The sequence below is a fragment of the Telluria sp. ZB4P37 genome (genome assembly GCF_059685855.1).
Genome location: NZ_JCASID010000005.1, coordinates 237535 through 262297, shown reverse-complemented (window position 1 = coordinate 262297; position 24763 = coordinate 237535). Strand labels below are relative to the sequence as shown.

Sequence of the window (24763 nt, the reverse complement as noted above, 5' to 3'; positions counted from 1 at the left end):
GAGACAAAAAAAGGGACGCCGAAGCGTCCCTTTTCACGAGGCGGGGTAAGGATTAGTTACCGCAGCCCAGCGATGCGATACGGTCCTTGGCTGCTTTCGCCTGGACCAGACCGAAACCGAACTTGGTGTCGCGGCCGACGGTGCCCAGGTCCTGCGCGCTCTTGGTGAGCGATGCGCGCATCTGCGCAGCGGTACAGGTTGGCGAGTAGCTCCACACCAGTGCGGCGACAGCCGACACGTGCGGGGTAGCCATCGAGGTGCCGTCGAAGTAGGCGTAGTTGCTTGCCTTGATGCCGACGGTGGCGCTCTGGCCCAGCTGTGCCTTCATCGCGGCACCGTCCACGTCGGTCGCGGTGACCGATGGGATGTTGGTCACGGTGGTGCCCAGCGTGCCGCCGAATGCGCCAGCCACGTTGTTGTACACGATGGCGCCGACACCGCCGCTGTTCTGGCAGTTCGAGACCTTGGTCGAAAAGTCCACGGTGCCGCGCTGGATCAGGCAGACCTTGCCCGAGACGGCCGTGTTGACCGCGTCACCGATGCCGAAGTCTGCCAGCGGTGCGGTCGCGGTCTTGACCGGCGAGCCTTCCATTGCGCCCGGGACGTAGGTCGAGGCGCCGACAGTCAGGACGGCTTCCTGGCCAGTGCCCATCGGGACGGTGGACAGGACGCCGACGCCAGGACCGGCCAGTTCGACCTTGCTGTTGTATTGCGAGAAGGTAGCCCAGGCCTTGTTCTCGTCGACCGCACCGACCATGATCACGCTCGAATAGCCGGCCGGGTAGGACACGACGGTGTTGCCGTCGTTGCCGGCGGCGGCGATGTTCAGCACGCCCTTGGAGTACAGGCTGTCGAAGGCCTTTTGCTCGGTCATGCTGGCACGGCCGCCGCCCAGCGACATGCTGATCACGTTGGCGCCGGCGGCGCCGCACTTGTTGGCGGCGGTTGCCAGGGTCGACGAATAGGCCCAGCCGGCTGCGCCAAACACCTTGACGATGTGCAGTTTGAGCGTCTTGTTCGGGTTCACGCCGACGACGCCGGTGCCGGCGTTGTTGATGGCGGCGATGGTGCCGGCCACGTGGGTGCCGTGGTCGTTCTCGTCGGTGTACCACCAGCCGGTGCCGGCGTCGTATTCACCGGTCATGCTGTTGCCCGACAGGTCTTCGTGATCGCGGTTGATGCCCGAGTCGATGATGCAGACCTTGCGGTTGGCGGCGGCGCTGTCCGACAGCAGGTCTGCCTGCACTTGCTTGATGCCGTAAGGAACCAGCTGGCCGGTGGTGTACGGGGTGCCGGTCGATGGCGAGGTCAGCGCGAATGGCTTACGGACCACGTCTTCTTCGATGTATTCGACGTTCGGGTTGTTCTCCAGGCCTTTCAGCGCAACCGCCGGCACTTCAATCGCCATGGCGTTCATGCCGAAGATTTCGTGCTTGACCGAACCCTTGGAAGCCGCGACGGCGGATTTCACTTTCGCTGCAGCGCCCGGTTTGAACGCGACGATGACGCGGGTCGTGTCCGGTGCGGCAGCTTGCGCGTTGCCGAAGATGCCGGCAGCGACCAGGGCTGCCATGCCAACGCGAAGGGAGGTTGCGCGAGTGTTCTTGTCTACCATTGATATTCTCCGTTTGAAAACAATGAATGTCGTCTTGGCTCTGCTGGCCTTGTGCGAGTTTATTTTCCGCAATATTTAAGCGGCAATTGAGTCTATTTCAAAAGTATGTTTGTATGTATTCGAATTTCAACTGTGCGCAAAAATATTTGAGCTAGCGCAGTGCAGCATGGATTTATGTAGGAGGCATATCAGAACCCATGCTATATTTTTCTCCAAACGTACAAATTGCTGAGCCGGAAAACGCCCCCACGGCGGCCCGGCTGGCGCCCCCTTTTCGACGCCGCTGTTGCCCGATGGCGCTGCCGTGCACAGGGATGCGTCCACCTTGCTATCATTGCCAGACTCATGCCGCCGCCTGCGCGGCCGCGCCGCGCAGGCGCACGAATCTCGTTCAAGGATCAGGAAGGAACACATGAAGACCAAGGCAGCAGTTGCATGGAAAGCGGGCCATCCGCTCACGATCGAAGAAGTCGAGCTCGAAGGTCCGAAGGCCGGCGAAGTGCTGGTCGAAGTCAAGGCCACCGGAATCTGCCACACCGACTACTACACCCTGTCGGGCGCCGACCCCGAAGGCCTGTTCCCGGCCATCCTGGGCCATGAGGGCGCCGGCGTGGTGGTGGACGTCGGGCCGGGCGTGACCAGCCTGCAGCGCGACGACCACGTCATCCCGCTGTACACGCCGGAATGCCGTCAGTGCAAATTCTGCCTGTCGCAAAAGACCAACCTGTGCCAGGCGATCCGCTCGACCCAGGGCCGCGGCCTGATGCCGGATGCGACCAGCCGCTTTTCGCTCAATGGCGAGCCGCTCTATCACTACATGGGCACGTCCACCTTCTCGAACTACATCGTGGTCCCGGAAATCGCGCTGGCCAAGGTGCGCCCGGACGCGCCCTTCGACAAGATCTGCTACATCGGCTGCGGCGTCACCACCGGCATCGGCGCGGTGATCTTCACCGCCAAGGTGGAGGCGGGCGCCAACGTGGTCGTGTTCGGCCTGGGCGGCATCGGCCTGAACGTGATCCAGGCCGCGAAAATGGTGGGCGCGGACAAGATCATCGGCGTCGACCTGAACCCCGAGCGCGAAGCGATGGCGCGCAAGTTCGGCATGACCCATTTCATCAACCCGACCAAGGTCGAGAACGTGGTCGACACGATCGTGCAACTGACCGACGGCGGCACCGACTACAGCTTCGAATGCGTGGGCAACGTCACCACCATGCGCCAGGCGCTGGAATGCTGCCACAAGGGCTGGGGCCAGTCGATCATCATCGGCGTGGCGGCGGCCGGCCAGGAAATCTCGACCCGTCCCTTCCAGCTGGTGACGGGGCGCGTATGGAAGGGCTCGGCCTTTGGCGGCGCGCGCGGCCGCACCGACGTGCCGAAGATCGTCGACTGGTACATGGAAAACAAGATCAACATCGACGACCTGATCACCCACCACCTGCCGCTCGAGCGCATCAACGAAGGCTTCGATCTGATGAAGTCCGGCGAGTCGATCCGCTCCGTCGTCGTGTTCTGATGGTTCCGGGCAGGCGGCCCTGGCCTGCCCATCCTGCTTTCCCTTCCAGCCTGTACCGCCAATCCTGCCTTCTGTCGCACCGGGCTGGCCGGCGCCCGCACGTCCCCCTACAGTAGTTCCATCGCCGGCAAGGTCCGGCACAAAGTAGAAAAAAAGTTCTAGACAATTTTATCTAGAACTTTTAATCTAGTTGCCAAGGATGGAGTAAGCGATGACGCTGCCTGGACCCACGATGACGGAGAACACCCGATGAACGCGCTGCTGGAGGCCTGGGCGCCGGCCCTGGCCTGGGCGCTGATCGATTTCCTGTGGCAGGGCCTGCTGGTCGGCTTGGCCGCCGCGCTGCTGCTGGCGCTGATGCGCAAGGCGAGGCCGCAGGCGCGCTATGCGCTCGCCTGTGGTGCGCTGCTGCTGTGCGCCGCCTTGCCGCTGGCCGGCACGGTGCAGCGGATTGCGGCGATGGACATCGGCGCGAACCCCGGCGCGGCGACCACGCTGCTCGCCGCGATGGGGCCGATGGCGCAGTCGCCGGCGCTGCCGGCCGCCATGCAGGGCAGCAGTCGCTTGGCCGGCTGGGAAATGGTTTTGCAGGAAAAACTACCCCTGGTGGTGCTGTTCTGGTCCGCCGGCGCAGGCTTGCTGGCGCTGCGCATGATGCTCGGCCTGGCCTGGGTGCGCCGGCGCAGCCGGCCGGGGCAATACCAGGCCGACCCCGTGTGGCAGGCCCGGCTCGATGCGATGGCGCGCCGCATGGGCATTGCCCGCCGCGTCACCCTGGGCCTGGTCGATGATGTGGCCGATGACCTGACCGGGCCGGTGACGGCCGGCTGGTGGCGCCCGGTGGTGCTGGTGCCGGCCTCGCTGCTTTCGGGCATGCCGCCGCAGCTGCTGGAAGCGCTGCTGGCGCACGAGCTGGCTCATGTCCGGCGCTGCGATTACGTAGTGAATCTGATCCAGGGCGCGATCGAGATCCTGCTGTTCTACCACCCGGCCGTGTGGTGGTTGTCGAACCGGATCCGCATTGAACGCGAACAGATTGCAGATGATGTAGCCGCAAGCGAGCTCGGCGAACCGCGGCGCCTGGCACTTGCATTGTCCGAACTGGATTTGTTCCAGTTCACCCCGCAACTTGCCCCAGCAGCACATGGAGGAAATCTTATGTCCCGCATCAAACGCCTGGTTCGCCCTGAAGCCGAACCGCTGAACTGGAAACTGGCCCTGCCGATCCTTGGCCTGGCCACCTGCGCCGCGTTTTACTCCTGGGCCGGCCCGGCCCAGGCCGCCGATCCGCGTCCGGAGCCGGCGCCGCACAGCCAGCCGGTGGGCGAACAGCGCACCGCACCGGCTGAGGCGAAGACCGAGCGGCGCGTCGTGCGCAGCATCGCCAGCGGCCGCGACGAGCCGTATTCCGTGGTGCGTGCCGGCGACAAGGGCATGACCATGAGCGGCAGCAGCGACGACTGGGACGAGATCAAGGAAGCCCGGCGCCGCATTGGCGGCGAATTCCTGTGGTTCCGCGAGGGCGGCCAGGCCTACTACGTGCAGGACCCAAGTGTGCTGGCTCGCGTGACGGCCGCCTGGGCGCCGGTCGACAGGCTCGGCGCGCAGATGGATGTGCTCGGCAAGGAAATGGACGTGCATGGCAAGCGGATGGATGCCCTCGGCAAGGAAATGGACGTGGCTTCGCGCGGCTTCAAGCCGGACGAGATGAAGCTGCGCGCCATGGAAGGGCGCATGAAGAGCCTGGGTGCCGAGATGGAAGCGCTCGGCAGGCAGATGGAGAAAGCCACGACCGATGCCGAGCGCGACCGCCTCAGCCGGCGCATGTCCGAGGTAGGCGAGCGCATGTCGGCGGCAGGGAGCGAGATGGGCGAGGCGCACAACGGACCGGGCATGCGCCAGGCGCAGAAATCGATGGACGAGATCGGCCGTCGCATGGGCGATGCCGGCAAGCCGATGGATGCCCTGGGCAAGCGCATGGGCGCACTGGGCAAGGACATGGAGCGCGAGAGCAAGGCGGCGGACAAGACCGTGCGCGCCCTGATTCGCGAGGCGCGCGAGAAAGGCCTGGCCAAGCCGGTGCCGCAGGCGGGCTAGGCAGAGCAGGTGGCCTGGTGGTTCATCGATATGTCGGGCATATCAGAAAGGGGTCATTGATACGCCCCGCGTATCACCCAGTACAGCCACTTGATTGGCCATGAAAAAACGGCCCGGTCGCAGATCGCAACCGGGCCGTTCGCATACAGGGGCGGAACGCATCCCGCCTGGCTGGATTATTGCTGGGCGATCTTGCCGCGCCATGCGCCGGTTTCCGAGCCGCGCTTCTCGAGCAGTTCCCTGAAATTCTGCAGGTTCGAGCGCAGTTCCATGCGCACGGCGCCGATGGCGTCGCCAACGGTTTCCAGTGCGCCATCCGGCTCGTAGTCCATCTGGACCATGACGCGCGTGACATTGTCCGAGATTTTGTGGAAGGTGGCGACGCCGCCATTCTTCACACCCGTGACGCTGCGCCATGCGATGCGCTTGTCCGGGATCTGCTCGGTGATCTCTACATCCCACTCTTTGGTTTCGCCGGCAACATTAGCAACCCAGTGCAGGTGCTTGTCGTCGAGCTGGCGGATTTCCTTCACGCTCTTCATAAACTGTGGGAAATCTTCAAACTGGGTCCATTGGTTGTATGCAGTCTTGACCGGAACATTGATCTCGATCGATTCTGCCACCGAGGAGCTGGTGCCAAAGCCACGATTCTGTTTCAGTTTCTTCGACAGCAACATGCCGCCGACCGCAAGTGCAGCAACAGTAACTACGCGATTGAGCATTTTTAATCTCCTATTGGATGGAAAGCCGTTCCGCATGCTTGATGACAATGGCCCGTACCGATAGCATGCGGAGCAGGTAGCTTTGTAAGGCTAGGTAACGACGGGCCACGCGATCTGTCGTGAATCTTTAGTTAAAATAAGCTAAAAGCTAATAAGGCGGCGCGCGAAAGGTTGGGGCAGCGCTCCTGCTTTGATACTGATGAGCACATTATTTCCAGCTCGAAAGGGATCCGGTATGAGCATGCAAGGAGGCTGTTTCTGCGGTGCAGTAAAATACGCCGTCATGGGCAACATTTTCAACAGTACCTTGTGCCATTGCACCGACTGCCGCAAGGTTTCAGGCGCACCGGCCCTGGCCTGGTTCAGCGCGCGCCGCGCCGATTTCCGTTTCACGCTAGGGCAGCCGGCGCGCTTCGCATCGAGCGCAGGCATCCAGCGCAGCTTCTGTCCGCATTGCGGCACTGCGCTCACTTTCGAAGATGCGCGCTGGCCGGAAGAGCTCGACATCACCAGCGCCTCGCTCGATGACCCGGAGGCCGCGCCGCCGGGCGACCATACCTTCGTGCGCAGCCGGCTCGGCTGGATGAAGCTGCATGACGGGTTGCCGGAATACCCGACCACGCGCGCGGCCGGACAATAGGCGAGGGAGACGCTGCCGGCAGTCCTGTTGCAAAGCTGGATGGGCATACAGTAATCGCGGCGGTATAATGGGCCCATGCAGAATCTCCTCCATAACCTCAATCCTGAACAGCTCGCCGCCGTCACCCTGCCGTCGCAGAGCGCCCTGATCCTTGCGGGCGCCGGTTCCGGCAAGACCCGCGTGCTGACGACGCGCATCGCGTGGCTGGTCCAGACCGGCCAGGTCTCGCCCGCCGGCATCATGGCAGTGACGTTCACGAACAAGGCGGCCAAGGAGATGCTGACCCGCCTCTCGTCCATGCTGCCGATCAATACCCGCGGCATGTGGATCGGCACCTTCCACGGCCTGTGCAACCGCCTGTTGCGTACGCACTACAAGGATGCGGCACTGCCGCAGACCTTCCAGATCCTCGATTCGCAAGACCAGCTTTCGCTGATCAAGCGCATGCTCAAGGCCGCGAACGTCGACGACGAGAAGTACCCGGCCAAGAACCTGATGTACTTCATCAACAACGCGAAAGACCAGGGCCTGCGCGCGGGTGCGGTCGAGGCCTACGATCCGATCGAGCGCCGCATGGTCGAGCTCTACGAGCTCTACGACCAGCAATGCCAGCGCGAAGGCGTGGTCGATTTCGCCGAGCTGCTGCTGCGCTCGTACGAACTGCTGGCGCGCAACGGACCGCTGCGCCACCACTACCAGATGCGCTTCCGCCACATTCTGGTGGACGAGTTCCAGGATACCAACGACCTGCAATACAACCTGCTCAAGCTGCTGGCCGGCCACGACCAGGAAGGCGGCGGCGCCATCTTCGCGGTGGGTGACGACGACCAGAGCATCTACGCCTTCCGCGGCGCCAACGTCGGCAACATGCAGGCTTTCGAGCGCGATTTCCGCGTCCAGAACCTGATCAAGCTGGAGCAGAACTACCGCTCGCACGGCCACATCCTGGACAGCGCCAACTTCCTGATCGCCAACAACACCAAGCGCCTCGGCAAGAACCTGCGCACGGATGAAGGGCAGGGCGAGCAGGTGCGCATCTACGAAGCCTCCTCCGACCTTGAAGAAGCGCAGTGGATCATCGAAGAGACCAAGAGCCTCATGAACGAGGGCCTCAAGCGCAGCGGGATCGCCATCCTGTACCGCTCGAACGCGCAAAGCCGCGTGATCGAGCATGCGCTGTTCGCCGCCGGCCTGCCCTATACGGTGTATGGCGGCCTGCGCTACTTCCAGCGCGCCGAGGTCAAGCACGCCATCGCCTACCTGCAATTAATGGACAACCCGCACAACGATTCGGCTTTCCTGCGGGTGGTGAATTTCCCCACCCGCGGCATCGGCGTGCGCTCGATCGAGCAGCTGCAGATGGCGGCCGACTCGTACGGCATTTCGCTGTTCGCGGCGGTGCCCTACCTGACCGGCAAGGCCGGCACTTCGCTGGGCAATTTCGTCAAGCTGATCGAATCGGCGCGCTTCGAGACCCAGCAACTGGCGCTGCCCGAGATGGTGCGCGTGGTGCTCGAGCGCAGTACCCTGCTCCAGCACTATGGCAACGAAAAAGAAGGCGCCGACCGCATCGAAAACCTGGAGCAGATGGTCAGTGCCGCCACCCAGTTCGTGCAGGAAGAAGGCTTCGGCCAGTTCGCCCCGGCCCACCTCGGCCCGCAGGCGCTGCCGCAGGCCGGCGAAGCGATCCTCAACCAGGATGGCATCGAAGTGTTTGATGGCGATGCGCCGCTGCCTACCGTGATGTCGCCGCTGTCGGCCTTCCTCTCGCACGCCTCGCTCGAAGCCGGCGACGCCCAGGCCCAGGCCGGGCAGGATGCGCTGCAGCTCATGACCGTGCACTCGGCCAAGGGCCTGGAGTTCGACGCGGTGTTCATCACCGGTCTGGAAGAAGGCCTGTTCCCGCACGAGAGCAGCGCGCGCGAGCTCGATGGCGTGGACGAAGAGCGGCGCCTGATGTACGTGGCAATCACGCGTGCGCGTCGCCGCCTCTACATGAGCTTTACCCAGCAGCGCATGCTGCACGGCCAGACCCGCTTCAACATGAAGTCGCGCTTCTTCGAAGAGCTTCCCGAAGAATCGCTCAAATGGCTGTCGCCGCGCGTCCAGACCAACTGGTTCGCCGGCCGCAAGTCCACCACGGCCTGGGACGACGCGGCCTTCCGCGACGGCACCGACAACCGCATCGCGCAGCAGATCACGCAGAAGTCCGCCAACGGCAACGGCACCGGCTGGCGCGTGGGCGAGTCGGTGGCGCACACCAAGTTCGGCGAAGGCGTGATCGTGAATATCGAGGGCGGGGCAGGGGCGGCGCGCGCCCAGATCAATTTTGGCGCGGCGGGGATGAAGGTGCTGGATCTGTCGATTGCTAAATTGGAGCGGATCGGCCGTTGATTTGAACGCGTGGGCAAGGAACTTGCCCACGCTACGGGTTCACGACGGATCTACTTGGCGAGACTCACGCCACTGCCATCCGGCTTCCCGAAAATCTGCCGATACCCCACATACATCGCGCACTGCAACAGCAGCACGAACAAGAAGATCAACCACATGATCAAGACCCGCACCAGGTTGTCCCCTCCCAGCAGCAGCGACAGCACCAGGGTGATCGCAAAGAAAATCGCGAACCACGCCAGCAGCAGCACGATGAACACGCGCGCGCTGCGCAGCACGGCGAAGAAGCTGTAGAAGGTCGCTTTCCCCGGCGGCATCTTCTGCCAGTAGGTGAGCGGTCCGGCGAAGCACATCGCCACCATCCCCGCCATATTCAGCATCACGATCGCGAAGATCGACAGCATGAACGAACCTGACACCTGCGGCTGGCCGCCTTCGCGGCTCTGGCGCGCCATTTCCTGCATCGCGTCCGGATCGATCAGGAGGCGCACCAGCACCAGCTGCACGATGCCGATGCCCAGGTAGACCAGGCCGATCTTGCACAGGGCCTTGAAGGCAGGCTTGCGGAAACCCGTGAGCAGCACGCCGGGCGTGACGCGCTCGTCGTTTTCGATCATCAGGCAGGCCTGCATGAAAGCCATCGAGAACGAAGGAATCAGGACCGAGACGATCAGGGGCCCGAGCAGGGGCACGGCGCTGATGCCGATGCTGACCAGGATGTTGGCGAACAGCAGGGTGGTCAGTGCGGCAGGCTGCTTGCGGAACAAGGCGGCGCCTTGCTTGAGCCAATGCCAGCCGGTGATTGCAGGAAGATTATTCATACGGGAAGCTCCGGTGCGCTGCCAGCGATGCGCTCGCGCAGGATGCGTTCAAAATGGGTGGGGTCGTGGGGCGTGAGCAGCTCGGCTGCCCGCGGCAAATGGAAATCGTACAAGCGCGACAGCCAGAAACGCAGCGCGCCGGCGCGCAGCAAGGGCAGCCAGGCGGTACGCTCCTCTGGCGTGAACGGACGCGCGCCGTGGTAGGCCTCGAGCAGGGCGCGCACACGCGGCTCGATGAGCTTGCCAGTGGCCAGGTCGATGCACCAGTCGTTGACGGTGACGGCGACGTCGAACAGCCAGGTGTCGACGCCGGCAAAGTAAAAATCGAAGCAGCCGGTCAGGCGCTCGCCTTCGAACATGACGTTATTGCGGAACAGGTCGGCATGCACCGGGCCGCGCGCAAGCAGGGAGTAGCCGGCGCTGGCGGCGAAATCGCGTTGGAACGCGACCTCGGTGCGCAGCAGCGCCGCTTCCGGTTCCGACAGGAAGGGCAGCACCTGGGGTGCGGTCGCCACCACCCAGTCCAGGCCACGCAAATTCGGCTGCGTCATGGCGAAATCTTGCCCGGCCAGGTGCATGCGCGCCAGCATCCGGCCGACTTCGGCGCAATGCACCGGCTGCGGGTCCATCTGCGAGGCGCCGCTCAGGCGGCTGACGATGATGGCCGGTTTGCCCTGCAGGTCCACGACCAGTTCGCCCTCCAGGTTCGCCACCGGCGCCGGCACCGGAATGCCGCGCTCGGACAGGTGGCGCATCAGTTGCACGTAGAAGGGCAGCTGCTCGAAACCTAAATTCTCGAAAATGGTCAGCACGAACTCGCCACGCTCGGTGGTGAGAAAGAAATTGCTGTTGTCGATTCCGGAGGAAATGCCCTGGAGCGCAAGGGCGCGGCCTAGGGGGAACTGCTTGATCCACTGGGAAAGGTCGTCCAGCGAGACCGCGGTGAAAACTGCCATGTGCTTGCTACAAAGGTGAGTGTCGGCTGCCGAACGCCTCGGCAGCGGAGGATTATTTTTTCTCGACAGTTTCCATCGGAGGCGGCGGTGGTGCGTCGGCGCGGGCCGGCACGCCTGCCTTGGCCGGGGCCGGCGCGGTAGCCGACGGGTCGGCGGCCGGCTGCTTCTTCGGATTGCCGAGGTCGAATTCCATGACCTGCCATTGTGGGGCGCGGATCGCGCTGCTCTGGGCATCGCCGGGTTGGGCGTTACCTGCTGCAACGTTGGGCTTCATGATATAGCGGCTCTTGCCGCTTTTCACTTCTACTTCCTTGACCATGCCGTCATTGCCGCGCTTTTCGGTGATGCGGGTGCGCTCGCGCGGCGGGATGGTGGTGGTCGGGGTATCGCTGCCCGGTTCGATCCGATCGAGCTGGGGAGGGGCCTGGCTGGGCCGCTGTTGCGCCGGCGCCGGCTGTTGCGCCTGTTGTTGGGTCTGCTGTTGGGCTGGCTGTTGCGCCTGGGCCGACGCCAGTCCGGCATAGGCAAACAGGCACAGCGGCAGGAGTTTCAGGCGGGAAGAAGTGCGCAACATGATGGTCACCCTTGTATCGTTTAGTTCATTGTAACAAACAGACACGCTTCCCTGTGAAAAGTGTGCGGGGAATCCCGGCAGTGCCGCAGGCCGGGTCCGCCATCCCCCGTGCGTTGCCCCGCTTGATTCTGCGATAATGCCGGCTACCTGGCGCGCCCGCGCCACTGCCCCTTTTTGATCGAACTGCATAGTCGCCCTATGGAAAATACCCTGCTGCTCGTTGACGGTTCCAGCTACCTTTATCGCGCCTTCCACGCGCTGCCCGACCTGCGCAGCCCGGACGGGTTCCCGACCGGCGCCATGCACGGGATGGTCAACATGCTGCGCCGCCTGCGCGCCGATTACCCGGCGGCCTACATCGCCTGCGTGTTCGATGCCAAGGGCAAGACCTTCCGCGACGATTTGTACCCGGAATACAAGGCCACGCGCGCCTCGATGCCGGAAGACCTGGGCAAGCAGATCGAGCCGATCCACGAGATCGTGCGCCACATGGGCTGGCCGATCCTGATGGTCGAGGGCGTTGAAGCCGACGACGTCATCGGCACCCTGGCGGTGCAGGCGCGCGCGCGCGGAATGAAGACCGTGATCTCGACCGGCGACAAGGACCTGGCCCAGCTTGTCAACGACCAGGTCATGCTCATCAATACGATGAGCAATGAGAAGCTCGACGAAGCCGGCGTGATCGCCAAGTTCGGCGTACCGCCGAACCGCATCATCGATTACCTGACCCTGGTGGGCGACACCGTCGACAACGTGCCGGGCGTGAGCAAATGCGGCCCCAAGACCGCGGTCAAGTGGCTCACCCTGCACGGCTCGCTCGACGGCGTGGTGGAAAACGCGCACAGCATCACCGGCGCGGTCGGCGAGAACCTGCGCGCTGCGCTGGAGTGGCTGCCCAAGGGGCGCGAGCTGATCACCGTGAAAACCGACTGCGACCTGGTCAACCACGTGATCTCGTTCGAGGAAACCCTGGTCGCCCGTCCCGAAAATGCCGAAGCCCTGCGCGAGTGCTTCCAGCGCTACGGTTTCAAGACCATGCTGCGCGAACTGGGCGGCGGCGGCCGCGCGGACGGCGCCGTGGCCCCGGCCCGTGGCCAGGGTGCGAACGGCGAGCCCCTGAATTCGCCGGAAGGCGCGCTCGGCACCTCCGACACCCTGCCGGGCATGGCGATCATCAAGGGCGAGTACGAAACCGTCCTCACCGACGATCAACTCGATAAATGGCTGGCGCTGGTCGATGCCGCCGAACTGACCTCGGTCGATACCGAGACCACCTCGCTTGACCCGCTGGCGGCCGAGATGGTCGGCATCTCGCTGTCGGTGGAGCCGGGCAAGGGCGCCTACATTCCGCTGGCCCACCGCTACGCCGGCGCGCCGGACCAGCTGGGACGCGAATACGTGCTGGAGCGCATGCGCTCCTGGCTGGAAAACCCCGCCAAGCCAAAGCTCGGGCAGAACCTGAAGTACGACATGCACATCTTCGAGAACCATGGGGTCAAACTGAAAGGCATCGTGCACGACACGCTGCTGCAGTCCTATGTCTTCGAGTCGCACAAGCCGCACGACATGGACACCATGGCCATGCGCCACCTCGGCTACACCACGATTCCGTTCGTCGACGTGTGCGGCAAGGGCGCCAACATGATCTGCTTCGACCAGGTCGAGCTGGGGCGCGCCACCGAATACGCGGGCGAGGATTCCGACATCACCCTGCGCCTGCACGGGGCCATGCTGGGCCACGTCGACGCCGACGAGGGCTTGAAGTACATCTACCGCAACATCGAGATGCCGACCATGGAAGTGCTGCAGAAGATCGAGCGCAACGGCGTGCTGATCGACGCGGAGCTCCTTGGCGTGCAGTCGGGGGAACTGGGCGCGCGCATCCTCGAACTCGAGCAGCAGGCCTATGAGCTGGCCGGCGGCCCCTTCAACCTCGGCTCGCCCAAGCAGATCGGCGAGATCTTCTTCGGCAAACTCGGCCTGCCGGTGGTCAAGAAGACCGCCACCGGCGCGCCCTCGACCGACGAGGAAGTGCTGCAGAAGCTGGCGGAAGATTATCCGCTGCCGAAGATCCTGCTCGAATACCGCGGCATGTCCAAGCTCAAGTCGACCTATACCGACAAGCTGCCGAAGATGGTCAACCAGAAGACCGGCCGCGTGCACACCAATTATGCGCAGGCCGTGGCCATTACCGGCCGCCTGTCCTCGAACGAGCCGAACCTGCAGAACATCCCGGTGCGCACCAGTGAAGGCCGCCGCATCCGCGAAGCCTTCATTGCTCCGCCGGGCAGCGTGCTGGTCTCGGCCGACTATTCCCAGATCGAGCTGCGCATCATGGCGCACATCTCGGGCGACCCGGCCATGCTCAAGGCCTTCGCCGAGGGCGAGGACATCCACAAGGCCACCGCCGCCGAAATCTTCGGCATTGCGCCCGATGAAGTCCAGAGCGAGCAGCGCCGCTATGCCAAGGTGATCAACTTCGGCCTGATCTACGGCATGAGCGCCTTCGGCCTGGCCCAGAACCTCGGCATCGAGCGTTCCGCCGCCGCCAGCTACATCGACCGCTATTTCGCCCGTTTTGCCGGCGTCAAGCAGTACATGGACGAGACGAGATTGCAGGCCAAGGCGCGCGGCTATGTGGAAACCGTGTTCGGCCGCCGCCTCTGGCTCCCCGAAATCAACTCCCCCAACGGCCCGCGCCGCGCCGGCGCCGAGCGCGCGGCGATCAACGCGCCGATGCAGGGCACGGCGGCCGATTTGATCAAGCTGGCGATGATCGCGGTGCAGGGTTGGCTGGAAGCCGATGGCCTGGCCACGCGCATGATCATGCAGGTGCACGATGAACTGGTGCTCGAGGTGCCGGAGGCCGAACTGGAACTGGTGCGGGTGAAGCTGCCGGAGCTGATGGCCAAGGTGGCGAGCCTGAAGGTGCCGCTGCTGGCCGAGACCGGGGTGGGGCCGAATTGGGAGCAGGCGCATTGAGTATGGACTTGCGCGCACCAAGTTGCGTGCAAACCGGCCGCGCTTTTAGTACCACCAGTGTTGAATCCGTCATCCCGGTGCAGTTCACCTTCGCCGGGAGTCATTGCCGCCAGTGGCGGCAATGACATGCTGAGGTAGTGGGTGAATTGAGGCGTCGCGTCTGCGCGGGAGAACCCGCCAGCAGCATGAACGGCAGATCGCACCATATCCTGTCGCCGTCCAATGTTGGATTGACCCGCTAAGCTGCAGCCGCGCAAGCGCGCACCCTTCCGGACTTTGCTAAGATTGCAAGCCTGTCCAACACAACCGGAAGGGTGCACATGAAAGATCTCATCAGCGACGGCGAAAGCCTGCTGTCGGCCAGCGCGTTCGGCGACGGCGTCGACCGCCGCGTTTTCCTGAAAGCTGCCATGGGCAGCGGCTTTGCCGTCGCCGCACTGCCGGTCGTGGCGCAAACCCAGATCCAGACCTCGACCGAGGGCCTCGACGCCGCCGACCACATCATCGTGATCAACGGCCAGGACGTCCCGGTCTACCGCGCCCAGCCCAAGGACCGCACCAACCTGCCGGTGGTGCTGGTGATCTCCGAGATCTTCGGCGTGCACGAGCACATCAAGGATGTGGCGCGGCGCTTCGCCAGGGCCGGCTACATGGCGGTGGCCCCGGACCTGTTCGTGCGCCAGGGCGATGCGACCAAGACCCCGATGCCGGACCTGATGAAGAACATCATTTCCAAAACCCCCGACGCGCAGGTCATGCTTGACCTGGATACCGTGGTCACCTGGACCAAACAGCGTGGCGGCAACACCGACAAGCTGGGGATCACCGGTTTTTGCTGGGGCGGGCGCATCACCTGGCTGTACGCCGCGCACAACCCGAAGGTAAAAGCCGGCGTGGCCTGGTACGGCCGCCTGGTGGGCGAGGCGAACGCCAATTCGCCGAAGCACCCGATCGACGTCGCCCAAGCCCTGAAAGCGCCGGTCCTGGGCCTGTACGGCGCCAAGGACGGCGGCATTCCGCTGGAGTCGGTCGAGCGCATGCGCAAGGCCCTCGATGCGGGCAACAGCCGGTCGATGATCCATGTGTATCCGAATTCGGGACATGCCTTCCACGCCGACTACCGCCCGAGCTTCAATGCCGAGGACGCGAGAGACGGCTGGAGCCGCGCGCTGAACTGGTTCGCCAAGAACGGCGTCGCCTGATCTTGCACGGCCGCAGGCCCGGGCAGGTTACAATGCCCGGTTTGCGGCACTGCGCAAGACCAGAACAAAAGGCTTTCAAATCGACCCGATTCTCGACCCCACCTTGAGCTCCATCCTGCTGGCGACGCTGATCGCCGGCGTCTTCAGCATCTCTGCCGCTGCGGTGTTCTCGTTTTCGCTGCTGTCGAAGATGGTGGAGCGGATGGTCAGCCTGTCGGTGGGCATCATGCTGTCAACCTCGCTCCTGCACGCGCTGCCGGAAGCCTTCGAGTCGGGCGCCGACACCCACAGCCTGTTCGCCACCCTGCTGGGCGGCCTGCTGACCTTCTTCGTGCTCGAAAAACTGGCGCTGCTGCGCCATTCGCATCACCACGAGGGCGACGGCCACCACCACGCCCACGGCCACGACGCCCACCAGGCGGGCAAGTCGGGCTGGATGATCCTGGTCGGCGATGCGATGCACAATTTCACCGACGGCATCCTGATCGCGGCGGCCTTCCTGGCCAACCCGGAACTGGGCCTGGTTACCGCGCTGGCCATCGTCGCGCACGAAATCCCGCAGGAGATTGGCGACTTCATCGTCTTGCTCAACGCCGGCTTCTCGCGCCTGCGCGCCTACCTGTTCAACCTGTTGTGCAGCCTGATGGCGGTCGCCGGCGGCCTGCTCGGCTACTTCACGCTGGACCAGGCCAGCGGCCTCATTCCCTACGTGCTGGTGTTTGCCTCGTCGGGCTTCATCTATATCGCGGTGAGCGACTTGATGCCGCAGATGCAGCGCCGTGCCACCGTGAAGGAATCGGTGCCGCAGGTGCTGCTGATCGCGCTGGGCGTGGCGATCGTGCTGGCGCTGAATAACGCGCACTGATCGGCAGTCGCTTGCGCCACCTGGGCGGGGCGCCTGCATCTTGGTGAATCGTAGCGTGGGCGGATCCCACCCACGCGTTCAACCAGCCTTATTTCTTCCCGCGCGCGCTTTCCAGCTCCGCGCGCAGCGAGCTGCGTTCGGCATAGGACTTGTCGAGCTGGCTGCGCAGCGTCCGCACTTCGGCTTCGAAGTTGTCGCGCGCCGTCGTCGCGCCGATCAGTTCCATCTCCGCGGCCAGGCGTGCATCCGATTCGGAGGCCTGTGCCGCCACGTTGCGCTCGATCTGGGCGCGCAGGTCGGCGAGCTGGCGGTCCTTGCCGTCGATCGCGAGCTGGTCTTTCGCCTTGCTCACCAGCGCTTCGGTGGCCAGCTTGCGGGCGTCGCGCAGCTCGATCGTCAAGCGCTCGATCTCCGCTTCATGCTCGCTCGATGCCGCCAGGGCCTGGTCGCGCGCCGCCTCCAGCCGGGCACCGGTTTCGCGCAGCTCGGCCGCATCGATTTCCAGCTGTTCCAGCGCTTCGCGCAAGGGGGCGGCGGTCTGCTCGGCCACTTGCCGCACCCAGCCGCTCAGGGCGGCGGCGACTGCTTCGGGGATCTCCAGCGCCGGCACGGCCGCGCGCGATGTTTCTTGGTCCGACATTGGTACGTTATCCTTGCTGGTTGATTTCTTCATCTGGCGCCCCGCACTCTACGCGCCGCCGGTGGCAACCGGGCGGGCGGGATCGGCCACCCATTCGCTCCACGAACCCGGGTACAGCGCCGCACCGGGCAGGCCCGCCACTTCCAGCGCGAGCAGGTTGTGGCAGGCGGTCACGCCCGAGCCGCACTGCATGACGACGCGCTGCGGATCGTCGATCAGCGGCATGAACTCGGCGCGCAGGCTGGCCGCATCCTTGAAGCGCCCGTCCGCAAGCAGGTTGTCCTTGAAGAAGCGGTTCTTCGCGCCGGGGATATGGCCGCCGACCGGATCGATGGTCTCGTTCTCGCCGCGGAAGCGGTCGGCGGCTCTCGCGTCAATGACGGTGCGCTCGCCTTTTTCGATATTGTCCATTACGTCGCGCACGGTCACGGTCGGCACGAAGGGTGCGCGCACGGTGACGGCGCCGCGCGCATTCGCCGGTACGTCAACCGTCAGCGGCTGGCCGAGCGACTGCCAGGCGGCCATGCCGCCGTCGAGCACCGCCACCGCCTCGTGGCCCAGCCAGCGCAGCAGCCACCACAGGCGCGCGGCGAACATGCCGCCGTGCGCGTCGTAGGCCACCACTTGCGAGCCGTCGTTCACGCCCAAGACCCGCAGGGTCTCGATGAGGGCGTCCTTTTCCGGCAGCGGGTGGCGGCCGCGGAACACGCCGTCCGGCCCCTGCTTCGCGCCCGACAGTTCGGTCTCGATGCTGGCGAATACCGCGCCCGGCAGATGGCCGATGGCATAGCCCTCGCGGCCGGCCGCCGGGTTCATCAGGTCATGGCGGCAGTCGACGACCACCCAATCGGGATCGGCGATGTGCGCGGCGAGTTCAGTGGCGCTGATCAGGGTCTTGTACATGGTGCTCCTCAGGTTTCGCTGGCGATCGGATCGGTATCCTTGACCACGGCGCCTTTGGCTATCGCGCCCCGGGCCGTGCTCTTCGTATTGTAGAACGTCGCGGCAACGCCCGACGCAAGGATCACGGCGATGCCCAGCCAGACGTACCAGCCGAAGCGGTCGCCCCAGAGCGCCAGCCCCCACAGGCTGGAAAACACGATGCCGGTGTACTGCAGGTTGGCCACCACCAGCACCTTGCCGACGCGGTAGGCGCGGGTCATGGCGATCTGGGCGAGCAGGGCGGAGATGCCGATCCCCAGCAACAGCACCATGCTGTACGGGGTGTGGCTATGGAAGGCAGCGCCCGAGGGACCGTCGCCCAGCAGGGTGCCGGCCAGGCCGACCAGGGTCGTGGTGGCCGAAAAATAAAACACCACGCGGTATTCCGGCTCGCCCATCTGGCCGAGTTTACGCACCTGCATATAGGCCATGGCCGAGATCACCGATGAGCACAGGCCGGCCAGGCCGCCCAGCCACTGGTTGCTCTCGACCGCCGGCTGCAGCACCAGCGTGACGCCCAGGAAGCTCATGGCGATGGCCAGCACCAGCGGCCATTCGGCCACCTTGGTCCCGGTCCACCAGCCGGTGGCGAACATCCAGGCCGCGATCCAGATCGGCGCCATGTAGTTGAGCGTGACGGCGGTGGCCAGCGGCAGGCGCGTGATCGCGAAGAACCACAGCCACAGCGAAGTGACGCCGACAAAACTGCGCCACAGGTGGGCGCGCGGGAAGGAAGTAGTGAAGGTGCCGCCGCGGTGGCGCACGGCCAGCACCAGCACCACGGTGCCGATGAGGCCACGGTACATCAGCAGTTCGGAGGTGGAGTAGAACTCGGAGGCCAGCTTCACGCCCGCGCCCATGGCGGCGAACGCGAAGCTGGCAAACAGCATCCAGAGTGAAGGCATTGGCTAGAGTGCCAGTTTGCTGCGGTACCACTCGTGGAAATGCTGCATCCCGTCTTCCATCGGCGACTGGTAGGGTCCCACTTCATTGACGCCGCGCTCGACCAGGATCTTGCGGCCGGCATCCATGCGCAGCGCGATCTCGTCGTCCTCGACCGCGGTCTCCATATAGGCGGCGCGCTCGGCTTCGACGAATTCGCGCTCGAACAGCACGATTTCTTCGGGATAGTAGAACTCGACCACGTTGCGGGTCTTCTGCGGGCCGATCGGCCACAGGGTCGACACCACCAGCACGTGCGGGTACCACTCGACCATGATGTTCGGGTACAGCGTCAGCCAGATGGCGCCGAACTTCGGCGGCTGGCCGTTGTTGAACTTCAGGATCTGTTCCTGCCACTTTTTATAGGCCGGCGAACCCGCCTTTTGCAGCGCGCGGTTCACGCCCACGGTCTGCACGCTGTAGTCGCGGCCGAATTCCCATTTCAGGTCGTCGCAGGAGACGAAATTACCCAGGCCGGGATGGAAGGGCTCGACGTGGTAATCCTCCAGGTAGACCTCGATGAAGGTCTTCCAGTTGTAGTCGCACTCGTGGATCTCGACGTGGTCGAACATATAGCCCGAGAAATCGAGGTCGCGGGTGGCTTCCATGTTCTTGAGCTTGTCCATCACGTTATAGCCGTTCTGCTCGAACAGCAGGCCGTTCCAGTTCTGCAGCGGCGTCTTCGACAGGTTCAGGCAGGGCGTTTCGGCGAAATGCGGCGCGCCGATCAGCTGGCCCTTCAGGTCGTAGGTCCAGCGGTGCAGCGGGCAGACGATGGTGTTCGCGTTGCCGCGGCCATTGAACATGAGCGCCTGGCGGTGACGGCAGACGTTCGACAGCACCTCGATGCCGCCCGCATTACGGACCAGCATGCGGCCTTCGTTTTCGGCGGGGAGGGTCGCGAAATCGCCCAGCTCCGGCACCATCAATTCGTGACCGACATAACGCGGGCCGTTGTGAAACAGCTCTTGCTTCTCGCGCTGCATCAGCGCGTCGTCGAAGTAGACATTTACCGGAAGCTGCGCGCACGAAGCGGCCAGCTTGGCCTGGGTAGCCAGATCGGACATCCCCACCCCCCTTGTAATCGATACCACCAAAGAAGAGAAAGAATCCAAAGACCAGTATCTTGGAAAAAGGAATACGGTATTTCGGACAGAACCGTCGATTATACCGTGGAACAAGCTCTACAGTCTCGGGCCGTCGCGGGCATGTGGCGCGCATGTGTACAGAAAATGTACAAACAATATCGTTTTCATGGCGGGGAGGGGACGGTGGGCTAGAATGTGGTCGTGCAGGCAAGTTGCGGACGGTGCAATGCGCGCCCCCCGTGGGGAAGGTTTGATCTAAAATACGCGATTGGATTGCCCCGCGGCGCACCCTTGCGCTGTCCTCACGCTAGATAGCTATGTCAAATAATACAAACGCAGTTCCACCCGAGTCCTTCGAAGGCGCGATGGCCGAGCTGGCCCAGCTCGTCACGCAGATGGAATCCGGCCAGTTGCCGCTGGAAGCCTCGGTGGCCGCCTATGCGCGCGGTTCCGAGCTGGTGAAATACTGCGCGGCCCAGCTGGAAAAGGTCGAATCCCAGGTCAAAGTGCTCGAGGGCGACATGCTCAGGCCGTTCTCGGCCGAGGGTGGCGACGAGGGCGGACAATGACAGCAGCAGCTTTCGACAGCTGGATGCACGAAGTCCAACAGGAAGTCGAGCGCGCGCTGGACAATAACCTGCCCCAGGCCGCGGCCTTGCCGCACAAGCTGCACGAAGCGATGCGCTATACGGCGCTCGGCGGCGGCAAGCGGGTACGCCCGCTGCTGGCCTATGCCAGCGGCGCCCTGTTCGGCGGCGATGCGCAAGCGCTGGCCCGTGTGGCCAGTGCAGTCGAGATGATCCACGTGTATTCGCTGGTCCACGACGACATGCCCTGCATGGACGACGACGACCTGCGCCGCGGCAAGCCGACCGTGCACGTGGCCTATGACGAAGCGACCGCGCTGCTGGTCGGCGACGCGCTGCAGGCCCAGGCCTTCCAGGTGCTGGCCGATATCGACACGCTGCCCCCAAGCCGCCAGATCACCATGCTGCGCCTGCTGGCCGAAGCGGCCGGATCGGGCGGCATGTGCGGCGGCCAGGCGATCGACCTGGACAGCGTCGGCCTGTCGCTCCAGCGCGAAGAGCTCGAGCGCATGCATCAGCTGAAAACCGGCGCCATGCTGCGCGTCTCGGTAATTTTGGGCGCGCTGTGCGGTAAAGATTTGTCGCCCACCGAGATGGAAGCGCTGGGCGCCTATTCGAAGGCGATCGGCCTGGCCTTCCAGGTGGTGGACGACGTGTTGGATGCCACCGCCGATTCGGCCACGCTGGGCAAGACCGCGGGCAAGGACGCGGCGGACAACAAGCCGACCTATGTGTCGATCCTTGGGCTGGAACCATCGAAGGAACTGGCCGAGCAATTGCGGCGTGAAGCGCATGAAGCGCTGGCGCCATTTGGAGAACAAGCACTGCGGCTGCGCGAACTCGCGGACCTGATCGTGCAGCGGAAGGCCTAAATGAAACTGTTAGAGACCATCAACGACCCCGCGGACCTGCGCCAGCTTGGCCGGACCCAACTGACCCCGCTCGCCACCGAGCTGCGCCAGTTCCTGCTCGACTCGGTATCGAAAACCGGCGGCCACCTGTCGTCGAACCTCGGCACCGTGGAGCTGACCATCGCGCTGCACTATGTGTTCAACACGCCGCACGACCGCATCGTGTGGGACGTGGGTCACCAGACCTATTCGCACAAGATCCTCACCGGCCGCCGCGAGCGCATGCCGACCTTGCGCCAGCTGAACGGCCTGTCGGGCTTCCCGAAGCGCGACGAAAGCATCTACGACACCTTCGGCACCGCCCACTCGTCGACCTCGATTTCCGCTGCCCTGGGCATGGCGACGGCCGCCAAGATCAAGGGCGAGGACCGCCACGCGATCGCCGTGATCGGCGACGGCTCGATGACCGCGGGCATGGCCTTCGAGGCGCTGAACAACGGCGGCGTCGACGAAGACGTCAACCTGCTGGTGGTCTTGAACGACAACGACATGTCGATCTCGCCGCCTGTCGGTGCGCTGAACCGCTACCTGGCGCGTTTGATGTCCGGCCAGTTCTACGCCGCCGCCAAGAACGTCGGCAAAAGCGTGCTGCCGGGCCCCGTGCTCGACCTGGCGCGCAAGATCGAAGAACACGCCAAGGGCATGGTGGTCCCGGCCACGATGTTCGAGGAGTTCGGCTTCAACTACATCGGCCCGATCGACGGCCATGACCTGGAATCCCTGATCCCGACGCTGGAAAACATCAAGAAGCTCAAGGGCCCGCAATTCCTGCACGTGGTGACCAAGAAGGGCCAGGGCTACAAGCTGGCCGAGGCCGAACCGATCCTGTACCACGGCACCGGCAAGTTCAACCCGACCGAGGGCATCAAGCCTGCCAGCGCGCCGAGCAAGATCACCTACACCGAGGTCTTCGGCAACTGGCTGTGCGACATGGCGGCAAGCGACAAACGCCTGGTCGGCATCACGCCGGCGATGCGCGAAGGTTCGGGCATGGTGCGCTTCCACCAGCAGTACCCGGAGCGCTATTTCGACGTCGGCATCGCCGAGCAGCACGCGGTGACCTTCGGCGCGGGCATCGCGACCGAAGGCATGAAGCCGGTCGTGGCGATCTATTCGACCTTCCTGCAGCGCGCCTACGACCAGCTGATCCACGACGTGGCGCTGCAGAACCTGGACGTGACCTTCGCGCTCGACCGCGCAGGCCTGGTGGGCGCCGACGGCGCCACCCACGCCGGCAACTACGACCTGGCCTTCCTGCGCTGCATCCCGAACATGGTCGTCATGGCCGCGTCCGACGAGAACGAATGCCGCCAGATGCTGACCACCGGCTACCACTACCCGGGCCCGGCCGCCATCCGCTATCCGCGCGGCGCCGGTGTCGGCGCGGCCATGTCGTCCGAACTGCGCTCAATCGAGATCGGCAAGGGTGTCGTGGCCCGCGAAGGCAAGAGCATCGCCATCCTGGCCTTCGGGTCGATGGTGGCGCCAAGCCTGGCCGCCGGCGCGGAGCTCGATGCCACGGTTGCCAACATGCGCTTTGTGAAGCCGTTGGATGCGGAACTGGTCAAACGCCTGGCGAAAGACCACGACTATTTCGTGACGGTGGAAGAGGGCTGCGTCATGGGCGGCGCAGGTTCGGCCGTGGCCGAGGCGCTGGCCGAAGCGGGGCTGGTCAAGCCGCTCTTGAATCTGGGACTGCCGGACAAGTTCATCGACCAGGGTGATCCGGCGGCGCTGCTGGCGTCGGTGGGGCTGGATGCCAAGGGGATTGCGGCGTCGATTCGGCAGCGGTTTGCCGTTGGCGAACCTCGCCTGGTGGTGAATAACACCTGATGTAATGGCGCTGCGCGGTTTGAAGTTCGCGTGGCGCGCCCAAACTTGGGTTTCCGCGAAGGCGGGAACCCAATTTTCGTACCGAAGCCCTTACCTTGCCTTGCCCGCCTGCCCAAACAACACCTCCGCCCTCTGGAACAAAATCCACGAGGTCGCGATGTACTTGTCGCCGCTGCGCGACACATGCCCCTTGTGGGTATGCGTAAACCCCGCCGGCGCAATAATGAGCCGCCCCTTGCGCGCCTCGACCTTGCGCCCCTGGTACAGGAACTCCGTCTCGCCGCCATCCTCCACATCGTTCAGGTAGAACTGCCACAGCAGCACCCGGTGCAGCGTCTCGCCGCTGGCGTTCTGCGGATAGATCTCGGAATGCCAGTGGTGGTAGCCGCCGGTCCCCTGCAGGTACTTCTGCAGGTTGACGTTCCCCACGCGATAAATCGACTGCATCAGGTCCACCACGTTCGGCGTGCCGAATTCATCGAAGTTCGCCAGCGACAAGGTTACCGCCTCGCCAGTCTCCGGATGCGCCACCTGCGGCGACAGCGCGCCGATCAGCAGCATGCGGTATTGAATCATGTACTGCGCCAGGTGGTGAGCCATGGCCTGCGTCAACACCGCGCCGACGTCGTCCCATTCCGGCAAGCCGTTGATGGTCAGGTCGTAGCTGTCCTTCTTGCTGACGTCGACGCCGTTGCCGGTGCGGCCCCGTGCAACCTGTTTGCTGGCGTCGAAACGGGCGCGGATGGCGTCGCACTGCTGGGCGGTGAGCGCGTCGTCGTAGATCCCGATGAAGTCTTCCATTCGCTTAGCCCCGCTTGCGCTCGTGCTGCCACAGCACGTCGCTGCCGCCGGCAAACCGGTTCAGCACGCGCGACAGCACGAACATCAGGTCGGACAGGCGGTTGACGTATTCGCGCGGATGGGGACGGATCGACTCGGCATTCCCCAGCGCCACGATGCTGCGCTCGGCGCGGCGGCAGACGGTGCGGCACACATGCGCCAGCGAAGCCCCGCGCGAGCCGGCCGGCAGGATGAATTCCTTCAGGGTCGGCAGGTCGGCATTGTATTTCTCCAGCAGGCCGTCCAGGCGCGCCACGTGCTCGTCCTTGATCAGCTCAAAGCCAGGAATGCACAGCTCGCCACCCAGGTCGAACAGGTCGTGCTGGATCGAGACCAGCTCTTCGCGCAGGTCTCCCGGCATCTCCTCGCACAGCAGCAGGCCCACGAACGAGTTGAGCTCGTCCACCTCGCCCAGGGAGTGGATGCGCGCGCTGTCCTTGCCCGTGCGGCTGCCGTCGCCCAGGCCTGTGGTGCCGTCGTCGCCCGTGCGGGTGGCGATTTTCGAGAGTCGGTTACCCATGATCTGGCCTTATGCAATATATTAGACAAACGATAGGGCGAGCATACGATAAAACGCGGCGCTTGTGCCCCGC

The 24763-nt window shown here is 64.2% G+C and carries 21 protein-coding genes; 10 read left to right on the top strand and 11 right to left on the bottom strand.

Going from position 1 to position 24763, the window contains the following annotated elements; all coding sequences use genetic code 11:
• Window positions 1-52: 52 nt before the first annotated feature.
• The gene (locus AC56K1_RS11835) at window positions 53-1573 is read right to left on the bottom strand and encodes a S8 family serine peptidase (RefSeq protein WP_497158033.1); all 1521 of its coding nucleotides are present in this window, start codon (window positions 1571-1573) and stop codon (window positions 53-55) included.
• Window positions 1574-2027: 454 nt separating this feature from the next.
• Between AC56K1_RS11835 and AC56K1_RS11830 the strand changes: the two genes are divergently transcribed.
• Together AC56K1_RS11830 and AC56K1_RS11825 are read left to right on the top strand one after the other, a co-directional pair.
• The gene (locus AC56K1_RS11830; RefSeq protein ID WP_497158032.1) at window positions 2028-3134 is read left to right on the top strand and encodes an S-(hydroxymethyl)glutathione dehydrogenase/class III alcohol dehydrogenase; all 1107 of its coding nucleotides are present in this window, start codon (window positions 2028-2030) and stop codon (window positions 3132-3134) included.
• Between the two features lie 249 nt (window positions 3135-3383).
• On the top strand, window positions 3384-5231 hold the full coding sequence (locus AC56K1_RS11825; RefSeq protein WP_497158031.1) for a M56 family metallopeptidase: 1848 nt from the start codon (window positions 3384-3386) through the stop codon (window positions 5229-5231).
• A 176-nt stretch (window positions 5232-5407) separates the two neighbouring features.
• On the opposite strand, the gene AC56K1_RS11820 is transcribed toward AC56K1_RS11825, so the two are convergent.
• Entirely contained in the window at window positions 5408-5953 is a 546-nt protein-coding gene (locus tag AC56K1_RS11820; protein ID WP_497158030.1) for an SRPBCC family protein, read from the bottom strand.
• A 199-nt stretch (window positions 5954-6152) separates the two neighbouring features.
• On the opposite strand from AC56K1_RS11820, the gene AC56K1_RS11815 reads away from it, so the two are divergent.
• Window positions 6153-6593, top strand: a complete 441-nt coding sequence (locus AC56K1_RS11815) for a GFA family protein (RefSeq protein ID WP_497158029.1) — start codon at window positions 6153-6155, stop codon at window positions 6591-6593.
• Between the two features lie 75 nt (window positions 6594-6668).
• On the top strand, window positions 6669-8987 hold the full coding sequence (locus AC56K1_RS11810; RefSeq protein WP_497158028.1) for a UvrD-helicase domain-containing protein: 2319 nt from the start codon (window positions 6669-6671) through the stop codon (window positions 8985-8987).
• A 50-nt stretch (window positions 8988-9037) separates the two neighbouring features.
• On the opposite strand, the gene AC56K1_RS11805 is transcribed toward AC56K1_RS11810, so the two are convergent.
• Genes AC56K1_RS11805 through AC56K1_RS11795 form a run of 3 tightly spaced genes read right to left on the bottom strand, consistent with a single transcriptional unit; the run spans window position 9038 to window position 11338 of the window.
• Entirely contained in the window at window positions 9038-9808 is a 771-nt protein-coding gene (locus AC56K1_RS11805) for a BPSS1780 family membrane protein (RefSeq protein ID WP_497158027.1), read from the bottom strand.
• A complete protein-coding gene (locus AC56K1_RS11800) occupies window positions 9805-10764 on the bottom strand; it encodes a homoserine kinase (protein WP_497158026.1) in 960 nt (319 codons plus the stop codon). Before AC56K1_RS11800 ends, AC56K1_RS11805 begins: the two co-directional genes overlap by 4 nt.
• A gap of 52 nt (window positions 10765-10816) precedes the next feature.
• The gene (locus AC56K1_RS11795; RefSeq protein WP_497158025.1) at window positions 10817-11338 is read right to left on the bottom strand and encodes a hypothetical protein; all 522 of its coding nucleotides are present in this window, start codon (window positions 11336-11338) and stop codon (window positions 10817-10819) included.
• Between the two features lie 198 nt (window positions 11339-11536).
• On the opposite strand from AC56K1_RS11795, the gene polA reads away from it, so the two are divergent.
• From polA to AC56K1_RS11780, 3 genes are all read left to right on the top strand, one after another.
• Window positions 11537-14320, top strand: a complete 2784-nt coding sequence (gene polA / locus AC56K1_RS11790) for a DNA polymerase I (RefSeq protein ID WP_497158024.1) — start codon at window positions 11537-11539, stop codon at window positions 14318-14320.
• A 320-nt stretch (window positions 14321-14640) separates the two neighbouring features.
• Window positions 14641-15522: a dienelactone hydrolase family protein gene (locus tag AC56K1_RS11785; protein ID WP_497158023.1), complete on the top strand. Its 882-nt coding sequence runs from the start codon at window positions 14641-14643 to the stop codon at window positions 15520-15522.
• A gap of 127 nt (window positions 15523-15649) precedes the next feature.
• A complete protein-coding gene (locus AC56K1_RS11780) occupies window positions 15650-16387 on the top strand; it encodes a ZIP family metal transporter (RefSeq protein ID WP_497158063.1) in 738 nt (245 codons plus the stop codon).
• An 88-nt stretch (window positions 16388-16475) separates the two neighbouring features.
• Here the strand turns inward: AC56K1_RS11780 and AC56K1_RS11775 are convergent, their stop codons facing one another.
• The 4 genes from AC56K1_RS11775 to AC56K1_RS11760 are packed head-to-tail and all read right to left on the bottom strand — an operon-like array spanning window position 16476 to window position 19978.
• Window positions 16476-17027, bottom strand: a complete 552-nt coding sequence (locus tag AC56K1_RS11775; protein WP_497158022.1) for a DNA-binding protein — start codon at window positions 17025-17027, stop codon at window positions 16476-16478.
• 48 nt (window positions 17028-17075) lie between these two features.
• On the bottom strand, window positions 17076-17930 hold the full coding sequence (locus AC56K1_RS11770) for a sulfurtransferase (protein ID WP_497158021.1): 855 nt from the start codon (window positions 17928-17930) through the stop codon (window positions 17076-17078).
• Window positions 17931-17938: 8 nt separating this feature from the next.
• Window positions 17939-18874 (bottom strand): DMT family transporter, encoded by a 936-nt coding sequence (locus tag AC56K1_RS11765; RefSeq protein WP_497158020.1) that lies wholly within the window; start codon window positions 18872-18874, stop codon window positions 17939-17941.
• Between the two features lie 3 nt (window positions 18875-18877).
• The gene (locus AC56K1_RS11760; RefSeq protein ID WP_497158019.1) at window positions 18878-19978 is read right to left on the bottom strand and encodes an aromatic ring-hydroxylating oxygenase subunit alpha; all 1101 of its coding nucleotides are present in this window, start codon (window positions 19976-19978) and stop codon (window positions 18878-18880) included.
• Between the two features lie 338 nt (window positions 19979-20316).
• Between AC56K1_RS11760 and AC56K1_RS11755 the strand changes: the two genes are divergently transcribed.
• From AC56K1_RS11755 to dxs, 3 genes are read left to right on the top strand one after another with little or no spacing between them, the layout of a single operon-like run.
• Entirely contained in the window at window positions 20317-20568 is a 252-nt protein-coding gene (locus AC56K1_RS11755) for an exodeoxyribonuclease VII small subunit (protein WP_497158018.1), read from the top strand.
• Entirely contained in the window at window positions 20565-21458 is an 894-nt protein-coding gene (locus AC56K1_RS11750; protein ID WP_497158017.1) for a polyprenyl synthetase family protein, read from the top strand. Before AC56K1_RS11755 ends, AC56K1_RS11750 begins: the two co-directional genes overlap by 4 nt.
• Window positions 21459-23330, top strand: coding sequence for a 1-deoxy-D-xylulose-5-phosphate synthase (dxs, locus tag AC56K1_RS11745; protein WP_497158016.1), 1872 nt, complete (start codon window positions 21459-21461; stop codon window positions 23328-23330).
• 90 nt (window positions 23331-23420) lie between these two features.
• On the opposite strand, the gene AC56K1_RS11740 is transcribed toward dxs, so the two are convergent.
• Both AC56K1_RS11740 and AC56K1_RS11735 read right to left on the bottom strand, forming a co-directional pair.
• Window positions 23421-24131, bottom strand: coding sequence for a 2OG-Fe(II) oxygenase (locus tag AC56K1_RS11740; protein WP_497158015.1), 711 nt, complete (start codon window positions 24129-24131; stop codon window positions 23421-23423).
• A 4-nt stretch (window positions 24132-24135) separates the two neighbouring features.
• Window positions 24136-24690, bottom strand: a complete 555-nt coding sequence (locus tag AC56K1_RS11735; RefSeq protein WP_497158014.1) for a cob(I)yrinic acid a,c-diamide adenosyltransferase — start codon at window positions 24688-24690, stop codon at window positions 24136-24138.
• Window positions 24691-24763 lie beyond the last annotated feature (73 nt).

Coding starts and splice junctions, on each gene's coding strand:
- AC56K1_RS11835 (WP_497158033.1), bottom strand. CDS start 1,573: ATGGCAGCCCTGGTCGCTGCCGGCATCTTCGGCAACGCGCAAGCTGCC.
- AC56K1_RS11770 (WP_497158021.1), bottom strand. CDS start 17,930: ATGTACAAGACCCTGATCAGCGCCACTGAACTCGCCGCGCACATCGCC.
- polA (WP_497158024.1), top strand. CDS start 11,537: ATGGAAAATACCCTGCTGCTCGTTGACGGTTCCAGCTACCTTTATCGC.
- AC56K1_RS11830 (WP_497158032.1), top strand. CDS start 2,028: ATGAAGACCAAGGCAGCAGTTGCATGGAAAGCGGGCCATCCGCTCACG.
- AC56K1_RS11820 (WP_497158030.1), bottom strand. CDS start 5,953: ATGCTCAATCGCGTAGTTACTGTTGCTGCACTTGCGGTCGGCGGCATG.
- AC56K1_RS11775 (WP_497158022.1), bottom strand. CDS start 17,027: ATGTCGGACCAAGAAACATCGCGCGCGGCCGTGCCGGCGCTGGAGATC.
- AC56K1_RS11755 (WP_497158018.1), top strand. CDS start 20,317: ATGTCAAATAATACAAACGCAGTTCCACCCGAGTCCTTCGAAGGCGCG.
- AC56K1_RS11795 (WP_497158025.1), bottom strand. CDS start 11,338: ATGTTGCGCACTTCTTCCCGCCTGAAACTCCTGCCGCTGTGCCTGTTT.
- AC56K1_RS11760 (WP_497158019.1), bottom strand. CDS start 19,978: ATGTCCGATCTGGCTACCCAGGCCAAGCTGGCCGCTTCGTGCGCGCAG.
- AC56K1_RS11825 (WP_497158031.1), top strand. CDS start 3,384: ATGAACGCGCTGCTGGAGGCCTGGGCGCCGGCCCTGGCCTGGGCGCTG.
- dxs (WP_497158016.1), top strand. CDS start 21,459: ATGAAACTGTTAGAGACCATCAACGACCCCGCGGACCTGCGCCAGCTT.
- AC56K1_RS11810 (WP_497158028.1), top strand. CDS start 6,669: ATGCAGAATCTCCTCCATAACCTCAATCCTGAACAGCTCGCCGCCGTC.
- AC56K1_RS11735 (WP_497158014.1), bottom strand. CDS start 24,690: ATGGGTAACCGACTCTCGAAAATCGCCACCCGCACGGGCGACGACGGC.
- AC56K1_RS11785 (WP_497158023.1), top strand. CDS start 14,641: ATGAAAGATCTCATCAGCGACGGCGAAAGCCTGCTGTCGGCCAGCGCG.
- AC56K1_RS11765 (WP_497158020.1), bottom strand. CDS start 18,874: ATGCCTTCACTCTGGATGCTGTTTGCCAGCTTCGCGTTCGCCGCCATG.
- AC56K1_RS11750 (WP_497158017.1), top strand. CDS start 20,565: ATGACAGCAGCAGCTTTCGACAGCTGGATGCACGAAGTCCAACAGGAA.
- AC56K1_RS11740 (WP_497158015.1), bottom strand. CDS start 24,131: ATGGAAGACTTCATCGGGATCTACGACGACGCGCTCACCGCCCAGCAG.
- AC56K1_RS11800 (WP_497158026.1), bottom strand. CDS start 10,764: ATGGCAGTTTTCACCGCGGTCTCGCTGGACGACCTTTCCCAGTGGATC.
- AC56K1_RS11805 (WP_497158027.1), bottom strand. CDS start 9,808: ATGAATAATCTTCCTGCAATCACCGGCTGGCATTGGCTCAAGCAAGGC.
- AC56K1_RS11815 (WP_497158029.1), top strand. CDS start 6,153: ATGAGCACATTATTTCCAGCTCGAAAGGGATCCGGTATGAGCATGCAA.